We start from the raw sequence: 15,780 nt of genomic DNA on the forward strand, positions 1-15,780 counted from the left end.
TTTGAGATTGATTTGAGGCATGAAAAGCGGATTGAAATAAGAAAAGTTCTGCGAACCAATGGTCGATTCCGAGCAGTCATAATAGTGAAATTTAACTTTAAGCTGTTGATGATTATATAAATTAAATATTATGTGATAGCTAAATTTTATAACTTAAATAAGGATAAATCTCAGCAAAAAACTTTGATTAAACTTAAAAGCAATTAATACAGCGTATGTAATTGCAAAAAATAAAAAACTTTAAATTTTACGTTAATAAAACATGGGGTTAATTTAATCAGTCGTTCTAAATAATAAAAAAGAGTTATTGTTTTAATCTCTAAGGAAAATAACTAGAAATCGCATCCAAAGTTCAAGTCGCACAAAAGCCTGATAAACCTTAATACTGTAGTCGGATTTTTTTCCAAGGTATTGTTGAGCATGATGATGTCATAGCTTAATTTGATCACTGGGAATAAGCCATGCGTCGTCAAAATTTATGGATAGCAATTCTTGCTGCGACAGCAACATTAGGAACATCTGCAACTTATGCGGACTTTGTTGACGACAGCCAAGTACAATTGAAATTTAAAAACTTCTACTTAGACCGTCAAATTAAAGAAAATCCGGCGGGTAACTGGGGTTCATGGTCACAGGGTGTGACTTTGGATGCCAAGTCAGGGTATCAAGATATTGGTGCAGGTATTCAAGTGGGTGCTGACCTTTTGGTTCAACATGCATTTAAACTTAATGCACGTGATAAAAACCCAGACTGGATCTTGCCGCACGATGGTAAAGAATCAAAAGATAACTTTGGTAAAGTGGGCGTGACCCTGAAAGCCAAAGTATCTGAAACTGAGTTGAAAGTGGGTGAGTTATTACCAGTTTCTCCAGTGTTGGTTTTCGATCCATCACGTCAGTTAATGACGACTTATAGCGGTGCATGGTTAGAATCGAAAGAGATTAAAGATACTAAGTTAACTTTGGCATACATTGACGGGATCAATAACCGTTATGACAACCAATTCCGTGATTTATCAATGTTCGCTCCAGGTAAAAGATTACCAGATGGCACCATGGGTCATTATGATCTTGGGCCAACTTCTGATGGTATGTATATTGCGGGTATTGACCATCAATTCACACCTGAAATTGGTAGTAGCTATTGGTATGCCGATGTTCAAGACATTTACACACAGCAATATGTCGGCGCGAACTATAAAACTAAGTTAGGTGAAAAAGCTAAACTGGATAGCCATATCCGTTACTTCGATAACTCGGATTCGGGTGACAAACTATATGGCGAAATTGATAACCAAGCGTTATCGGTTGGTGCGAAAGTGAATTACGGTTCGCATACCTTTGGTTTGGGTTATCAACAAATGTTTGGTGATAATGCATTCCCAACACTGGGTGGATGGGTGCCGCAGCCGTACTTAGTCAACTGGGGTATAGCAACATTTACTGCAAAAAATGAAAAATCATGGGGCTTTACTTATGGCTATGATTTCTCAGAAATGGGTTTGAAAGGCTTAAATACAACTGCTGTGTATTTCACAGGTTCAGATGCAGAAATTGCTGGTCTTAAAGATCAGAAGTCAGATGAATTGAACTTAATTGTGAACTACACCGTGCCTGAAGGTAAGTTGAAGGGCTTAGGCTTCCAGGCAATGTATATCGATGCCGATTTCGATTACAAATCTGACTTGCAAGAGTACCGTGTCGCGACAACTTATACCTATAAGTTCTAATTTCTCAGGATAAAAAAGAGGGAAGTCGATTCATCGCTTCCCTTTTTATTCGCTGGGTTATTCAAAAAAGAAATACCTCAAAGATTTTATGGATATATTTTTGAGTTATGTATTTAAAAACAATAACTTAAATTATAGTCTATTTATTGTTTATGATCGTAAATATGTATCAGTTAGCAGTGGCTGAACAGGTAATATGAGACTGTAAAAACCACAAAATCCAAAAGAGTCCCCCTTGTGTTTAAATCCGCTATGGATTGAAACATAAGCTCTACGCAATACGAGGAGCATGTATGAGCACTGTTCAGATTCCTGATTATACAACTGATTCATTCTTTGGTTTAGAAGATAAATGGATTGAAACTGCTGAAGGCGAATTAACGCATTACCACGAAGTGGGTGAAGGCACACCAATTCTATTTTTACACGGTTCAGGTACAGGTGTATCTGCTGCTGCTAACTGGTGGTTGAACCTACCTCAAATTGGTGAACAAGCACGTTGTATCGCTATCGATACGATTGGCTATGGTCAAACTGTTGTTGCACCGAATACTGCTTATGGTATCCGTGCTTGGGTTGATCACGCTGTACGTACGTTAGACGCACTAGGTATTGAAAAAACTTGGTTAGTGGGTAACTCACTCGGTGGCTGGTTAGCATTCCAAATGGCTTTGGACTATCCAGAACGTGTATTGGGTATCGTGTCTATGGGTACAGGCGGTGCTAAACAAACTGCAGCACTTAAAGCACATGCAAACCCTGTATTAACCGAAGAAGGCATCAAGAAAACCTTGTCTATGTTTGTTGTAAACAAAGACTTGATCACAGATGAATTGGTAAAAGTACGTTTTGCATCTGCTGCAAATGACTATGCATCAAATCGTTTGATGGATGTTGTTGGCGCACGCGACCGTGACCGTTTCGAATTCCCACTCGACTTCGAAAAAATGAAAGACATTACTGTGCCAGTATTGTTGATTCACGGTGTACAAGACGTGGTGATTCCTGTATCTCGTACGTGGGATATTTTGAATACCGTTCCTCATGCTGATGCGCATATTTTCAGCCAATGTGGCCACTGGTCTCAAGTTGAAAAAGCAGAAGAATTCAACACCGTGATTAAAGATTATTTAAAAGCGCGTGGTGTGTAATTTCTTGTCACTGACATGAAATTCAAAAAAAGGATGGTTTTGCCATCCTTTTTTTATATAAATCTTTTGAAAGAAATACTTTAAATGAGTATTATTCTCATTAGTAGGTCGACAGTGTACGGTCTAAATCAGTAAAAAGACATAAAATAAGCTCATCTAAATGGTTGGGGAAGGGGAATTATTTATTAGACTTAAGTTGTAAATCGGCTATTCTTAGCAATTTTTATCAATGTCTAAACTAAAATTTATAAGTTATTTTCCATCAAGTCGATATGCATGATAGATAAAATGCGTCGATTAAAACATTTAAACGATTAAAAAAGCGACTTTTTAGCCATAAAAAAAGCACCATTATTTATTTCAAAAATAATGGTGCTATATCTATAAATTATGACTTGGCGAAAATTAACCCTGTTCGCGATTGATATCTAGATAAAAAACTTTGGTTAGCAGTTCAAGGAATTTATCTACAGCCACAGAACTCGCTGTTTTTCGGTAACTTACGTACAGGTCTAGATACGGTAATTCGACATCTAAAGGACGAATCACAGTATTGTTCATGGTCAATGGCGCGATGTATCCCGGTAGGATCGTGCAGCCTAAACCCATGCCGATGGAGTTAATGTTAAACAGGATATTGTCGGCTTTTTGCACGATATTAAATTGAACGCCATGGTTAGAAGCAAAGTCTAAAATGGCTTCATGCAATGTGCCTGATTGTTCGCGTGCAGAAATGATAAAATCAATACCATTCAATGCTTTAACTGGAATACGTTCGTACTTCGCTAAAGGGTGATCTTTGGGTAAAATAAAGATCAATGGTTCACGTAGTACAAACTGACTTTCAATTTCGTCGCTATGAAAGTTATTGCGAGTAAAAGTGATATCTAGTTCACCTTTTTGCAGTAATTTCATCTGATCGCGATTATTTAAACTAAGTAATTCAATTTTGAGTTCTGGGTTTTGAACACGTAGATTAGGCAGTACATAAGGGAAGATTTTCATCTCTGCGACAGGCACAAAACCAATCCGTAGCATCTGTTGCTTGGCTTGTGAAACCTGACGTGCCATCGCTACGGCCTTGTCTGCTTGAGCTAGTGTCAAACGTGCTTGTTCTAGAAATACGGCACCTTCTTCTGTGAGCTCAACTTTGCGTTTAGTCCGGTGCAACAATTTTACGCCGACATCTTCTTCAAGATCTTTAATTTGTTGGCTTAAAGAAGGTTGAGCAGTATAAAGTTTTAACGCAGCTTTACTGAAATTGAGTTCTTCAGCAACAGTAATGAAGTAGCGTAAGTGTCGTAATTCCATATAATCAACCCGTGGAGTAATCCAAAAAATGTCTTACTTAGAAGTTCGTTCAGTATAATCTATAAACAACTATTGCGTGAGGATTATTTTGCCATTCACGAAATAAATGGTGTTCTCGGTAATTTAAAAAAAATACTATAAAAAAAATCTACCGTAATAATCCATAAAATCTCTTAATTAAAACAAAATAAATATTTCCCGAATATCGCTCTAAAATCCATCATCGTTGAAAAGTTGAGTCTATTACTTTGTGCCTTATGGTCACAGGAGAGCTTTTCATGAGTGGAAAAATTGATGTGCGCGAAATCGATGCTTTAGTCGATGCACAAAATGGACGTATCACGCCATCTATCTATACAGATCCAGACATCTACGAACTTGAATTAGAACGTGTGTTCGGTCGTACATGGTTATTCCTATGCCATGAGAGCCAAATTCCTAAAGCTGGCGATTTCTTCAATACCTATATGGGTGAAGATCCAATCATCGTGGCACGTCAAAAAGATGGCTCAATCAAAGCATTCTTAAACCAATGTCGTCACCGCTCTATGCGTGTGAGCTTCGCGGACTGTGGTAATACACGTGCGTTCACTTGCCCATACCACGGCTGGTCATACGGTATTGACGGTTCTCTAAAAGATATCCCGCTTGAAGATCGTGCTTACCCACATGGTGCATGTAAAGAGCAATGGGGTCTGGTAGAAGTTAACCGCGTTAAATCATACAAAGGCTTAGTATTCGGCTGCTGGGATGAAACAACTCCAGATCTAGAAGAATACATGGGCGATATCGCTTGGTACCTGGACGGCGTTGTAGACCGTCGTGAAGGTGGTACTGTGATCGTTGGTGGTGTACACAAATGGGAAATCGACTGTAACTGGAAATTTGCAGCTGAACAGTTCGCTTCTGACCAATACCACGCGTTGTTCTCTCATGCATCTGCGATTCAGGTGCTTGGTGCTAAACCAGATGATGAATCTTCTAAGAAATTAGGTGCTGCACAAACTGCCCGTCCAGTTTGGGAAACTGCCAAAGACGCGATCCAATACGGTTCACGTGGTCACGGTTCAGGCTTCTTCTTCACTGAGAAACCAGACGCAAACGTATGGGTGGATGGTGAAGTAGCAAACTACTTCCGTGAAACGTATGAAGAAGTGAAAGAACGCCTAGGTGAAACTCGTGCACTGCGTCTTGCTGGTCACAACACTATGTTCCCAACACTATCTTGGTTGAACGGTACTGCAACGCTTCGTGTATGGCACCCACGTGGTCCAAACAAAACTGAAGTATGGGCATTCTGTATCTGTGATGCGGACGCGCCAGAAGATGTACAAGCAGCATTTGAACGTTCTGCAACACGTGCCTTCGGTCCTGCTGGTTTCCTTGAGCAAGATGACTCTGAGAACTGGATTGAAATTCAAAAAGTTTTACGTGGTTATAAAGCCCGTCAAAACAAATTAATTATGGAAATGGGTAAAGGTAACGAGAAAGTACGTGAAGATGGTATCCCTGGTATCACCAACTACATTTTCTCAGAAACAGCTGCACGAGGTATGTACCGTCGTTGGGCTGACCTATTGATTCATGAAAAATGGGAAGACGTTGAAGCTGCGGCTGACGAATATGAGAAGGAGCTTATGAAATGAGTCAAATTAGTTTAGAACTCCATCACCAAATTAGTCAGTTTCTTTATCGTGAAGCAAAATTGCTGGACGATTGGAAGTTCCGTGATTGGTTAGCTGTATTAGCGGAAGATATTTCTTATACGCTACGCACAACACCAAACGCGCAAACACGTGACCGTCGTCGTTCGATTGAGCCGCCAACAACTTGGGTATTTAACGATACTAAAGATTTGTTGGAACGCCGTGTAGCTCGTTTAGAGACAGGTATGGCTTGGGCTGAAGAACCTCCTTCACGTACAACACACATGGTTTCAAATGTGATTGTTGAAGCGACAGAAGTTGAAGGCGAATACGACGTTTACGTAACGTACTTGTTGTACCGTACCCAGAAAGAGAAAGATGTAACAATCTACTGTGGTAAGCGTCACGACAAGATCCGCAAAGTTGACACTGAGCAAGGTTTCGAAATCTTCAACCGTAAGATTACCCTTGATCAGGTGACTTACAACTCACATAACCTGAGCGTGTTCTTCTAATGAATAAGATTTTTGTTTGCCAAGTTGACGAATTAGACGAAGGCGAAGCATTGAAAGTAGATTGCGGCGTGAATGGTATCGATGCGCTTGCAGTATTCAACAACAATGGCGAATTTTTCGCGATGAACGACCGTTGTTCACATGGTAATGCTTCAATGTCTGAAGGTTACCTTGAAGATGATGGCACTGTTGAATGTCCACTTCATTCGGCTCGATTCTGTTTGAAAACTGGTCAAGCATTATGCTTACCAGCAACAGATCCTATCAAAACATTCCCTGTGATTGTTGAAGATGGTGCTTTATACGTAGAGATGGCAGGAGAGTAATCATGGGTTGGCTACAAGGCGAAGTTGCACTTATTACCGGTGGTGGTTCAGGCTTAGGCTGGGCATTGGTTGAACGTTTCTTAGAAGAAGGTGCACAAGTTGCTGTTCTTCAACGTTCTCAATCGAAAGTTGATGCATTGAAAGAACATTTTGGTGACCGCGTGCTTGCGATCGCAGGAGATGTAGCCAGCTATGAGGATAATGTTCGTGCAGTTCAAGCAACTGTAGAACATTATGGCAAACTTGACTGTTTCGTCGGAAACGCAGGTATCTGGGATCATTACGCAGATATCGTCAATACATCGGGTGAACAGCTGGAAAAAGCTTTTGATGAGATTATGGGTATTAACACCAAATCTCTCATCTTAGGTGCCAAAGCTGCACTTGATGCATTGATAGCTTCGGAAGGTTCTATCATATTTACTTTGTCTAACTCAGCACTGTATTCGGCAGGCGGAGGCCCTGTATACACAGCGTCTAAGCATGCTGGCGTTGGGATCATGAAAGAATTAGCCTACGAGCTTGCGCCTAAAGTACGAGTGAACGCTGTTGCTCCGTCGGGTATGAATGTAAACATCAAAGGTGCTGCTTCTTTAGGCCAAGAAAACCTCGGTCTACTCGATGCACGCGATCCTGAGAAGATTGCACGCGGCATGCCGCTCAATTTCTTACCCGAACCTGAAGATATGACTGGTTCATACGTGTTATTGGCTTCTCGTCAAAACAACCGCCCATTAACTGGTGTTTTAATTAATGCTGAATGTGGTCTGGGTATCCGTGGTTTACGTCAACCACGTGCTGGCTTCTTTGACGAGATTTAATTCGCCAAATACGTAAAGGACTTACTCGGCAGCCGTCTTGGCTGCCTTCCGTTTAGGAGTCACCCATGGCCGTTAAACTTATTTGTGCATCGCACAGTCCCCTAATGGAATTCGCTTCTCCGCAAGAGAAATACAAAGAGGAAAAAGTTCGCGAAACTTTTGCCAAACTCGCTAAAGAAGTTGAAGACTATAATCCAACATTGATCATTACTTTTGGTCCAGACCATTTCAATGGTTTCTTCTATGACCTCATGCCATCTTTCTGCGTCGGTATTCGTGCCAAAGCAGCAGGTGATTGGGATTATGGTAAAGACAATGATCACATCAACGTACCTGAAGAAACTGCAGTGAATTTAGTACGTCGTGTGTTGGATGAAGGTGTTGATGTTGCGTACTCATACCGTATGCAAGCTGACCATGGTGTGACTCAGCCATTGCACTTCCTGTGCGACGGCAAACTTGATCGTTATCCAACGATTCCAATTTTTATCAATGGTGCTGCTGCACCGATGCCAACAACCAAGCGTACAGTCGCTTTGGGTCGTGCAGTCGGTCAGTTCATTAAATCATTGAACTTAGAGAATGAACGTGTACTTGTTTTGGGTACAGGTGGTTTGTCTCATGATCCACCAACGCCGCAAATGGGTTCAGTTCCACCAGAAGTGGAAGAGTTCCTGATTGCAGGTCGTAATCCAACTGAAGAGGCACGTAATACACGTCAAGGCAAAATCATTGCTGTCGGTCAAAAACTCGCAGCGGGTGATACTTCTGTCGCAGTGCCTTTAAACCCAGAATGGGATCGTGCATTGCTTGATACTTTCGCCAAAGCTGACTTTGCTGCCATTGAAGCGATGACTGAAGCTGAAATTCGTGTTGAAGGCGGTCGTGGCGGTCAAGAAGTTCGTTCTTGGATGGCTGCTTTTGCTGCACTACATGAAGTGGGCGAATACGACATGACAACACATTGCTACGAAGATATTAGTGAGTGGATTGCGGGCTTCGGCATCGTATCTGCAGAATTGAAATAAGGAACAAACCCATGAGCCAAAATGGTATCGAAACCATCGTTATTGTTGGAGCTGGTCAAGCTGGTGCTAGCGCCATTTTAGAACTCCGTGCGAACAAGTATGAAGGCAAAATCATTTTGGTGGGTGATGAAACACATCTTCCTTATGAACGTCCGCCTTTGTCTAAAGACGTAATTCTAAAACCTGAAGAGACCAAAATCGAAATTCTGTCAGAAGAAAAATTGGCAGAACTCGGTGTTGAACATATTCGTGGCAATGGCGTTGTGAAAATCCATAGCGATGCGAAAACAGTTGAACTGAAAAATGGCGAAATTGTTGCATTTGACAAGTTGCTTCTAGCAACCGGTGGTGCAGCACGCCGTTTACCGAATTTCGATGCTTTGGGTAAACACGTTTATACCTTACGTAACCTTGAAGATTCACAAGCATTGGTGCCTGTATTACAAGCGGGTCGCCGTATTGTATTGATCGGCGGTGGTGTGATTGGTCTTGAGCTTGCATCTTCAGCACGTTCTAAAGACTGTATCGTGACCGTGATTGAAATGGGTCCGATGGTCATGGGTCGTTCATCTCCACGTGTTTTAAGTGAATTCTTATTGGCACAGCAACGTCTTGCAGGTGTAGATGTTCGTCTTTCGACTTCTATTGCTGACTGTAAGCTTGATGGCGAAGAAGTAGTGATCACGCTTGAAGGCGGTGAAGAACTTCGTGCCGATGCAGTGATCTATGGTATTGGCATTGTGCCAAATGCTCAACTTGCGGTTGATGCAGGTTTAGACGTTGATTTTGCCATTAAAGTGAATAATAACTGCCAAACTTCGCATCCAGATATTTATGCAGCGGGTGACGTTGCGACTCAGCTTCGTGACTGTGGTAACCACCGCCGCGTGGAAACATGGGAAAATGCGAACTTGCAAGCAGGTATCTTTGCTCGTCATGTAATGGATGTAGAACATCCAACCCCAAATCCAGCGTGGTTCTGGACAGATCAATTGAATATCAACTATCAATTTGTAGGTGATATGGCTGCAAGCGAATGGATCGTTCGTGGTGAAATTAAACCTGAATTGGCGGCTGAGTCTTCATTTGTATTGTTTGGTGTAACTGACGGTGTCATTGTTGGTGGTATTACGGTGAATGCTGCAAAAGAGATGCGTCATTTGAAAAAATTGATTAGCAAGAATGCGGCGTTTGAAGCGGATAAATATTTAGATTTAAGCCAAGATTTACGTAAACTTGTAAAGTAAGCTGAATGTCTAAGAGGAGCAGACTTGCGGTAACGTAGGTCTGTTTTTTTATGTCTTTAGTTTTAGCGTCGCACTTATAAAGCTATTTTGTAGTCCATGTATATAGTTTTAGCTTATGTAGATCTATTCAACGGTTTTAATCCTCCCCAGCCCTCCTTTTTCAAAGGAGGGAGTAGTCTTTGTGAAGAATGGATTTCGTTTGGATGATTCCCCCTCTTTTTTTAAAGAGGGGTTAGGGGAGATTATTGATCGTTTGAGGAGAAGTCCTTATACCCCAAACGATCGGGTGGCATTCATACCGCCTCCAATTTAGTTGATAAAGGGGAGAACAATAATTGGTCTTAAACTTTATTAGTTAATGGTCTTACGAGTAGTTCCAGATCTGAATAGTGGGTTTCAGGTTAAGTCGTTAGAACAATCAAATTTGAGAATGAAATGAAATCTTCACTGCCGCTGACGGCAAGTATATATGCTCTTTTGGTACTGATTTGGGCGACGACGCCGCTCGCGATTGTGTGGAGTGTGCAGGAAATACATCCGATGTGGGTGTTGATTATCCGTTACTTCGGCGCATCTATTATTGCGCTGTTTCTGTTGAAATTGATGCGTGATCCTTTGCCGTTTGATGAAACCTCATTAAAAAGTTATGTGGCAGGGAGTTTGAATTTGATTGGCGCACAGTTGTTTATTTATCTCGCAGCCAATTATCTCACCTCTGGTTTAATGGCACTGATTTTTGGTTTTTCACCCTTAATTGCCGGTTTGATTGGGCATGTAATTTTAAAAACACATAAATTGGTCGCTTTGCAGTGGTTGGGCATGGCGGTTGCAGTGGGAGGTCTAACTTTTGTCTTTGCAGATTCTGCTGATAGCAAAGTCAATCCAATTGGCGTTGTACTGATGCTAATCAGCATGGTGTCGTATATTAGTTCGATTTTTTGGGTGAAGCAGATTAATGCACCGTTAAAGCCGATGTCACAGGCAACCGGTTCCCTGATTGTTTCTGCTTTAGGATCGATGCTCATTATTCCTTTTATCTGGCAGCATTTTCCAACCGAATTGCCAAGCGGCCGTGCCATGATTGGATTTGTCTTTACCATGATCATGTCATCCATTGTGGCAATGCTGTGTTACTTCTGGCTTATAAGACGTTTGGCCGCATCAACGGTGTCACTCAGTAATGTGATGACACCTGTCATAGCATTGGTTTTGGGAGCGACGTTGAACAGTGAACATATTAGCTCCAATGCCTTTGTTGGAATCGTGGTCGTGATGTTTGGTATTGTGATGTACTTTTGGAAAGAGTGGCGCGAGCAATATTTTAATAAAGTACGTTGAACCTCGTACATCTACAGAATTATACGGAAGCTGCGGCTTCCTTTTTTGTTCTATACCTTTTCGCTAAAGAGCGTGTTTCACATGGAACATGATGGCATTGTCGAAACAATCGACAGTTGGTGTAAAAACAACAAAATAACAAACAACAGCTACAGTCAGTTTGAGTACTATGGAATGAGCTATAAAATCAAATAGATCTGTTTGATAAAAATAAATTTAGGACAATTTTAAATGTCTGAATCTAACAAAATCGTGGTATATGCAGCGCTCTTCGGCAATTTAGCGATTGCACTGGTGAAGTTTGTCGCTGCCTATATCACGAATAGTTCGGCCATGTTGAGTGAAGCTATTCACTCTGTGGTTGATACTTTAAATGAAATCTTACTGCTCTACGGTATGAAAAAATCGCAGCAGCCAGCAAATGCACGCCATCCGTTTGGCTATGGGCGAGAGCTGTATTTTTGGGCTTTTATTGTGGCGTTGATGGTCTTTGCTTTGGGTGCGATCGTGTCGATTTATCAAGGGGTTAGTCATATTTATCACCCCGAAGAAATGCAAAATCCGATGATTAACTATATCGTATTAGGTATTGCGATTTTGTGTGAAGGGACTTCTTGGTTTGTGGCATTGAAAGCATTTCGTAAAATCAAAGGGAAACAGGGCTATTTTGAAGCATTTCGACGCAGTAAAGATCCGACGACATTTACCGTGTTATTTGAAGATTCAGCAGCGCTGATTGGTCTGTTTATTGCCCTGATCGGTATCTATTTATCACACGCGCTGAATATGCCAATGCTTGATGGTCTGGCATCAATTCTAATTGGGGTTGTACTCGCTATTTCAGCAATTTTACTTGCACGTGAGACTAAAGGATTGCTCATGGGAGAAACTGCTGACCCACAATTGAGGCATAATGTCTTGATGGTTGCAGAGCAAGATCCAGCAGTGCATTCTGCCAATGGGGTGTTAACAGAGCAGATGGGTGCACATCAAGTTTTGGCATCTTTGAGTCTTGAATTTAAAGATAATTTAACGTCAGATGATATAGAAGCTTGTGTCAACAGAATTGAAGCACAAATTAAACAGCTTCATCCTGAAATTGTGGCACTCTTTGTCAAGCCTCAATCTCGGAAGGTTTGGCTTGAGCGCATGAAAGGTCGTCTTGATCAATAGGTCTGCGAGGTTAAATACTTTGCATGGTTTGTCAGCACAGTGAATGAATTTTAAATACACATGAATCAAAAAACTCAATCAGCACAATTTCAAATCAGTACTGAACGTTGTATGAAACATACGTGGACGAAGCCTGTATTTGATTATCTGGCAACCGACCATTTTAATGGGGAAAAATTCTTTAATACCATTCGAAATCCAGATCCGTTTACGCGTAAAGATATGCTGAAATGGATCATGACGCGTAAAAGCGACACGTGGAAAGTAGATCGTGAGCAAGAATACCAACAGTTTTTTGCCTCTTCGCGTAGCATTCCGCACAATCGGCCATTGGCTAAAATGGATGATTGGTTGGTTTGGTTTGTCGGACATGCGACGGTTTTGATTCAAATTGGGCCATATAATTTTTTGACCGATCCTGTATGGGCGGAGTATGCAGGCCCACGTCAAGGGACTGGACCACGACGTGCTTGTCCTGCAGGAATTGCCTTAGAAGAATTACCTACAATTCATGGGGTTTTACTGAGCCATAATCATTATGATCATATGGATTTAGCAACCTTGAATTGGTTACATGAACAATTTGCTATGCCGATTTATACTGGTTTAGGCAATGCTTATTATTTACCCACACATTTCAATGTCATTGAACTTGATTGGTGGCAATCGGAAATGTTTGAAGATTTGCGTATCGTTTATACGCCTGCACAGCATGGTTCAGGGCGTGGATGGCGCGATCAAAATCATGCCTTATGGGGCGGGTTTTCTATCTTACATAGCACAGGGCATTTCTTCTTTGCAGGTGATACCGGTTATGCCGCACATTTCAAGCAAATTCATACACGCTTAGGCGCACCGCGTGTGGCGTTATTGCCGATTGGGGCTTATGAGCCACGTCGTTTAATGAAATATTTGCATATGAATCCCGAAGAGGCTTTTCAAGCGCATAAAGACTTACAGTCTAAATGTTCATTGGCCATGCATTATCGGACTTTTCAGTTGACCGATGAAGCTAGAGATCAGCCGGAGCATGACTTACATCAAGCCATGCGTAAAACGTCAAAGTTAATGAATCCATTTTTGACCATGCATGAAGGCAAAAAACTGATTGTTTAAGGATTAATTAGAAGGTAATTGGAATATTTAATGCCAAGAAAAAACCACCTTAAAAGGTGGTTTTTTTATTCAAAGATAAAACTTAAAGCAAGCCAGGATTACCTTGAGCTGGATCAGTTGCACGAGCAGCTTGCGCATCCGCTACAGTTAAGCCTAATGCTTTTGCAACACCTTCACCATAAGCTGGATCACATGCGTAACAGTTACGGATATGACGGTATTTGATGAAGTCGAGTGCATCGCCCATTGCGCCAGCAGTGTTATTAAACAATGCTTGTTTTTGTTCATCATTCATTAAGTTGAATAATGCACGTGGTTGACTGAAATAGTCGCTGTCATCTTCACGATAATCCCACAAGTCAGCATCACCAGTAATTTTCAATGGTGGTTCTTTGTATTGTGGTTGCTCTTGCCATTGGCTGAAGCTGTTTGGTTCATAATGCGGTGTTGCACCATAGTTACCATCCATACGGCCTTGTCCATCACGACGGTTGGAATGAACAGGGCAACGTGGTGCATTTACAGGAATTTGGTAATGGTTTACACCCACGCGATAACGTGCAGCATCAGCATAGTTGAATAAACGCGCTTGCAGCATACGGTCAGGTGAGAAGCTAATACCCGGCACCAAGTTACTTGGTGCGAAAGCGGCTTGTTCAACATCTTGGAAATAGTTTTCAGGGTTACGGTTGAGTTCGAATTCACCCACTTCAATCAACGGATAGTCGCCTTTAGGCCATACTTTGGTTAAATCAAATGGGTGATAAGGTACTTTTTCTGCATCAAGTTCAGGCATAATTTGAACGTACATTTTCCATTTTGGAAAATCGCCGCGTTCAATTGCATTGAACAGATCGGTTTGTGAGCTTTCACGGTCTTTGGCAATAATCGCTTCAGCTTCAGCATCGGTTAAGTTTTTAATGCCTTGTTGAGTGCGCATGTGGAATTTAACCCAGAAGCGTTCATTATTAGCATTAATAAAACTGAAAGTATGGCTACCAAAACCATGCATATGACGGTAACCATCTGGAATACCGCGGTCAGACATCACAATCGTAACTTGGTGTAGAGCTTCAGGAAGTAAAGTCCAAAAATCCCAGTTATTAGTTGCACTACGCTTATTGGTTTTCGGATCACGTTTTACTGCTTTGTTTAAGTCCGGGAATTTACGAGCATCACGTAGGAAGAAGACTGGTGTGTTATTACCAACTAAATCCCAATTACCTTCTTCAGTATAGAATTTCAGGGCAAAACCACGAATATCGCGTTCTGCATCTGCAGCACCACGCTCACCTGCTACGGTAGAAAAACGAGCAAAAAGTTCAGTTTTTTTACCAACTTCTGAGAAAATTTTAGCACGAGTATATTGGGTAATATCGTTAGTTACGGTAAACGTACCGAAGGCACCAGAACCTTTGGCGTGCATACGACGCTCTGGAATCACTTCGCGAACGAAATTACCGAGTTTTTCATTAAGCCATAGGTCTTGGGCAAGCAAAGGACCACGTGCACCTGCCGTCATACTGTTCTGATTATCTACAACAGGAGCACCAGCATCAGTTGTTAGGTGGGTGACAGGACATTTTTTAACGTCGTCGCTCATTGAGTATCTCCATTATTATAATCATGTATTAAAGTTGGGAGTTATAACCTTATCAATTGATAACACGCTCAACAGCACATGACATTAACCGTTTTGTTAATTCATTTTAAAGTGACAATGTGACAACAGTTTTTCTCTTATTGTAAAAAATTTTTAGGCAGCAATAAATCGACGAGATATCATAAAACTGTTGTGATTGAAAGCTTAAGAGTCTTTATCTACTCATTTACTCTAAAACTTTATTTAGCTTTTGACAAATGGAAATATAGTTTTGAACGAATGGTTAATTCGATTGATTAAGTTATTGAATTTATATTATTTATATATTTTGTTTTAATGTTTTATGGGGTGATGGGGTGATGCTAGTTGGCACACCTATCTTTATTGTTGTCAGGTCAGGTGTTGTCACTCCAGCGTGAATCGATTCCTACATCATATCAACATACTAGGCAACCTTACGTGATCGCATATCGTAGTCGAGGGGGTTAATGGCGAACCCATTTTGACCTCGGGGTATATTTTACTCCCAAAAGGATAAGCACTTAAACAAGACTGGACCGTATTGGCATGAGCACATGGCACGACTGTGTGGCTGATACAAGTGCTCCTTCAAGTGATTATACAATGGGCCTGTGTATAGTTTGCAACTAGGGTGTGTTGACATTTACAGCCGATAAATTGAGCTAAAGAGGCAACCATATAAATATACAAGCTAAAGCAACAGCGCTTTGATAGTTACGTTTTAGCTTATCGTATCTTGTGGCAATTCCTCTAA

General features: G+C 41.2%; 13 protein-coding genes and 1 pseudogene. 11 read left to right on the forward strand and 3 right to left on the reverse strand.

Annotated features, from left to right (window positions below; genetic code table 11):
- Nucleotides 1-461: 461 nt before the first annotated feature.
- Both FTU05_RS07255 and FTU05_RS07260 read left to right on the forward strand, forming a co-directional pair.
- Nucleotides 462-1,730, forward strand: a complete 1,269-nt coding sequence (locus FTU05_RS07255) for an OprD family outer membrane porin (protein ID WP_180164756.1) — start codon at nt 462-464, stop codon at nt 1,728-1,730.
- A 293-nt stretch (nt 1,731-2,023) separates the two neighbouring features.
- A complete protein-coding gene (locus tag FTU05_RS07260) occupies nt 2,024-2,881 on the forward strand; it encodes an alpha/beta fold hydrolase (RefSeq protein WP_078192776.1) in 858 nt (285 codons plus the stop codon).
- Between the two features lie 405 nt (nt 2,882-3,286).
- Here the strand turns inward: FTU05_RS07260 and hcaR are convergent, their stop codons facing one another.
- On the reverse strand, nt 3,287-4,192 hold the full coding sequence (gene hcaR / locus FTU05_RS07265) for a DNA-binding transcriptional regulator HcaR (protein ID WP_180164758.1): 906 nt from the start codon (nt 4,190-4,192) through the stop codon (nt 3,287-3,289).
- Between the two features lie 278 nt (nt 4,193-4,470).
- On the opposite strand from hcaR, the gene hcaE reads away from it, so the two are divergent.
- From hcaE to FTU05_RS07310, 9 genes are all read left to right on the forward strand, one after another.
- Complete coding sequence (gene hcaE, locus FTU05_RS07270) at nt 4,471-5,838, forward strand: 3-phenylpropionate/cinnamic acid dioxygenase subunit alpha (RefSeq protein WP_078192774.1); 1,368 nt, start codon at nt 4,471-4,473, stop codon at nt 5,836-5,838.
- Nucleotides 5,835-6,353 (forward strand): 3-phenylpropionate/cinnamic acid dioxygenase subunit beta, encoded by a 519-nt coding sequence (hcaF, locus tag FTU05_RS07275; RefSeq protein ID WP_067763936.1) that lies wholly within the window; start codon nt 5,835-5,837, stop codon nt 6,351-6,353. Before hcaE ends, hcaF begins: the two co-directional genes overlap by 4 nt.
- A complete protein-coding gene (gene hcaC, locus FTU05_RS07280; RefSeq protein ID WP_067763933.1) occupies nt 6,353-6,679 on the forward strand; it encodes a 3-phenylpropionate/cinnamic acid dioxygenase ferredoxin subunit in 327 nt (108 codons plus the stop codon). Before hcaF ends, hcaC begins: the two co-directional genes overlap by 1 nt.
- 2 nt (nt 6,680-6,681) lie before the next feature.
- The gene (gene hcaB / locus FTU05_RS07285) at nt 6,682-7,500 is read left to right on the forward strand and encodes a 3-phenylpropionate-dihydrodiol/cinnamic acid-dihydrodiol dehydrogenase (protein ID WP_078192772.1); all 819 of its coding nucleotides are present in this window, start codon (nt 6,682-6,684) and stop codon (nt 7,498-7,500) included.
- 65 nt (nt 7,501-7,565) lie between these two features.
- A complete protein-coding gene (locus FTU05_RS07290; protein ID WP_180164760.1) occupies nt 7,566-8,528 on the forward strand; it encodes a 3-carboxyethylcatechol 2,3-dioxygenase in 963 nt (320 codons plus the stop codon).
- Nucleotides 8,529-8,539: 11 nt separating this feature from the next.
- Nucleotides 8,540-9,775, forward strand: coding sequence for a 3-phenylpropionate/cinnamic acid dioxygenase ferredoxin--NAD(+) reductase subunit (gene hcaD / locus FTU05_RS07295; RefSeq protein ID WP_180007136.1), 1,236 nt, complete (start codon nt 8,540-8,542; stop codon nt 9,773-9,775).
- Nucleotides 9,776-10,210: 435 nt separating this feature from the next.
- Nucleotides 10,211-11,113, forward strand: a complete 903-nt coding sequence (locus FTU05_RS07300; RefSeq protein WP_168377924.1) for a DMT family transporter — start codon at nt 10,211-10,213, stop codon at nt 11,111-11,113.
- A gap of 231 nt (nt 11,114-11,344) precedes the next feature.
- Nucleotides 11,345-12,286 carry a cation diffusion facilitator family transporter gene (locus FTU05_RS07305; protein WP_180034972.1) on the forward strand — a complete coding sequence of 314 codons (942 nt, stop codon included), beginning with the start codon at nt 11,345-11,347 and terminating at the stop codon, nt 12,284-12,286.
- A 60-nt stretch (nt 12,287-12,346) separates the two neighbouring features.
- On the forward strand, nt 12,347-13,402 hold the full coding sequence (locus FTU05_RS07310) for an MBL fold metallo-hydrolase (protein WP_180164762.1): 1,056 nt from the start codon (nt 12,347-12,349) through the stop codon (nt 13,400-13,402).
- A gap of 82 nt (nt 13,403-13,484) precedes the next feature.
- Here FTU05_RS07310 and FTU05_RS07315 read toward each other — a convergent pair whose 3' ends face one another.
- The gene (locus tag FTU05_RS07315; RefSeq protein WP_111884100.1) at nt 13,485-15,005 is read right to left on the reverse strand and encodes a catalase; all 1,521 of its coding nucleotides are present in this window, start codon (nt 15,003-15,005) and stop codon (nt 13,485-13,487) included.
- 683 nt (nt 15,006-15,688) lie between these two features.
- Nucleotides 15,689-15,780: pseudogene (locus FTU05_RS07320) on the reverse strand (IS5/IS1182 family transposase); the annotation flags it as partial.

It is taken from the genome of Acinetobacter sp. YH12049 (assembly GCF_013419875.1).
Taxonomy (GTDB): domain Bacteria; phylum Pseudomonadota; class Gammaproteobacteria; order Pseudomonadales; family Moraxellaceae; genus Acinetobacter; species Acinetobacter amyesii.

Excerpts from the sequence above, each read along its gene's own strand:
- FTU05_RS07260 (WP_078192776.1), top strand. The coding sequence starts at position 2,024 with ATGAGCACTGTTCAGATTCCTGATTATACAACTGATTCATTCTTTGGT.
- hcaE (WP_078192774.1), top strand. The coding sequence starts at position 4,471 with ATGAGTGGAAAAATTGATGTGCGCGAAATCGATGCTTTAGTCGATGCA.
- FTU05_RS07255 (WP_180164756.1), top strand. The coding sequence starts at position 462 with ATGCGTCGTCAAAATTTATGGATAGCAATTCTTGCTGCGACAGCAACA.
- FTU05_RS07310 (WP_180164762.1), top strand. The coding sequence starts at position 12,347 with ATGAATCAAAAAACTCAATCAGCACAATTTCAAATCAGTACTGAACGT.
- FTU05_RS07315 (WP_111884100.1), bottom strand. The coding sequence starts at position 15,005 with ATGAGCGACGACGTTAAAAAATGTCCTGTCACCCACCTAACAACTGAT.
- FTU05_RS07305 (WP_180034972.1), top strand. The coding sequence starts at position 11,345 with ATGTCTGAATCTAACAAAATCGTGGTATATGCAGCGCTCTTCGGCAAT.
- hcaR (WP_180164758.1), bottom strand. The coding sequence starts at position 4,192 with ATGGAATTACGACACTTACGCTACTTCATTACTGTTGCTGAAGAACTC.
- hcaC (WP_067763933.1), top strand. The coding sequence starts at position 6,353 with ATGAATAAGATTTTTGTTTGCCAAGTTGACGAATTAGACGAAGGCGAA.
- hcaB (WP_078192772.1), top strand. The coding sequence starts at position 6,682 with ATGGGTTGGCTACAAGGCGAAGTTGCACTTATTACCGGTGGTGGTTCA.
- FTU05_RS07290 (WP_180164760.1), top strand. The coding sequence starts at position 7,566 with ATGGCCGTTAAACTTATTTGTGCATCGCACAGTCCCCTAATGGAATTC.
- FTU05_RS07300 (WP_168377924.1), top strand. The coding sequence starts at position 10,211 with ATGAAATCTTCACTGCCGCTGACGGCAAGTATATATGCTCTTTTGGTA.
- hcaD (WP_180007136.1), top strand. The coding sequence starts at position 8,540 with ATGAGCCAAAATGGTATCGAAACCATCGTTATTGTTGGAGCTGGTCAA.
- hcaF (WP_067763936.1), top strand. The coding sequence starts at position 5,835 with ATGAGTCAAATTAGTTTAGAACTCCATCACCAAATTAGTCAGTTTCTT.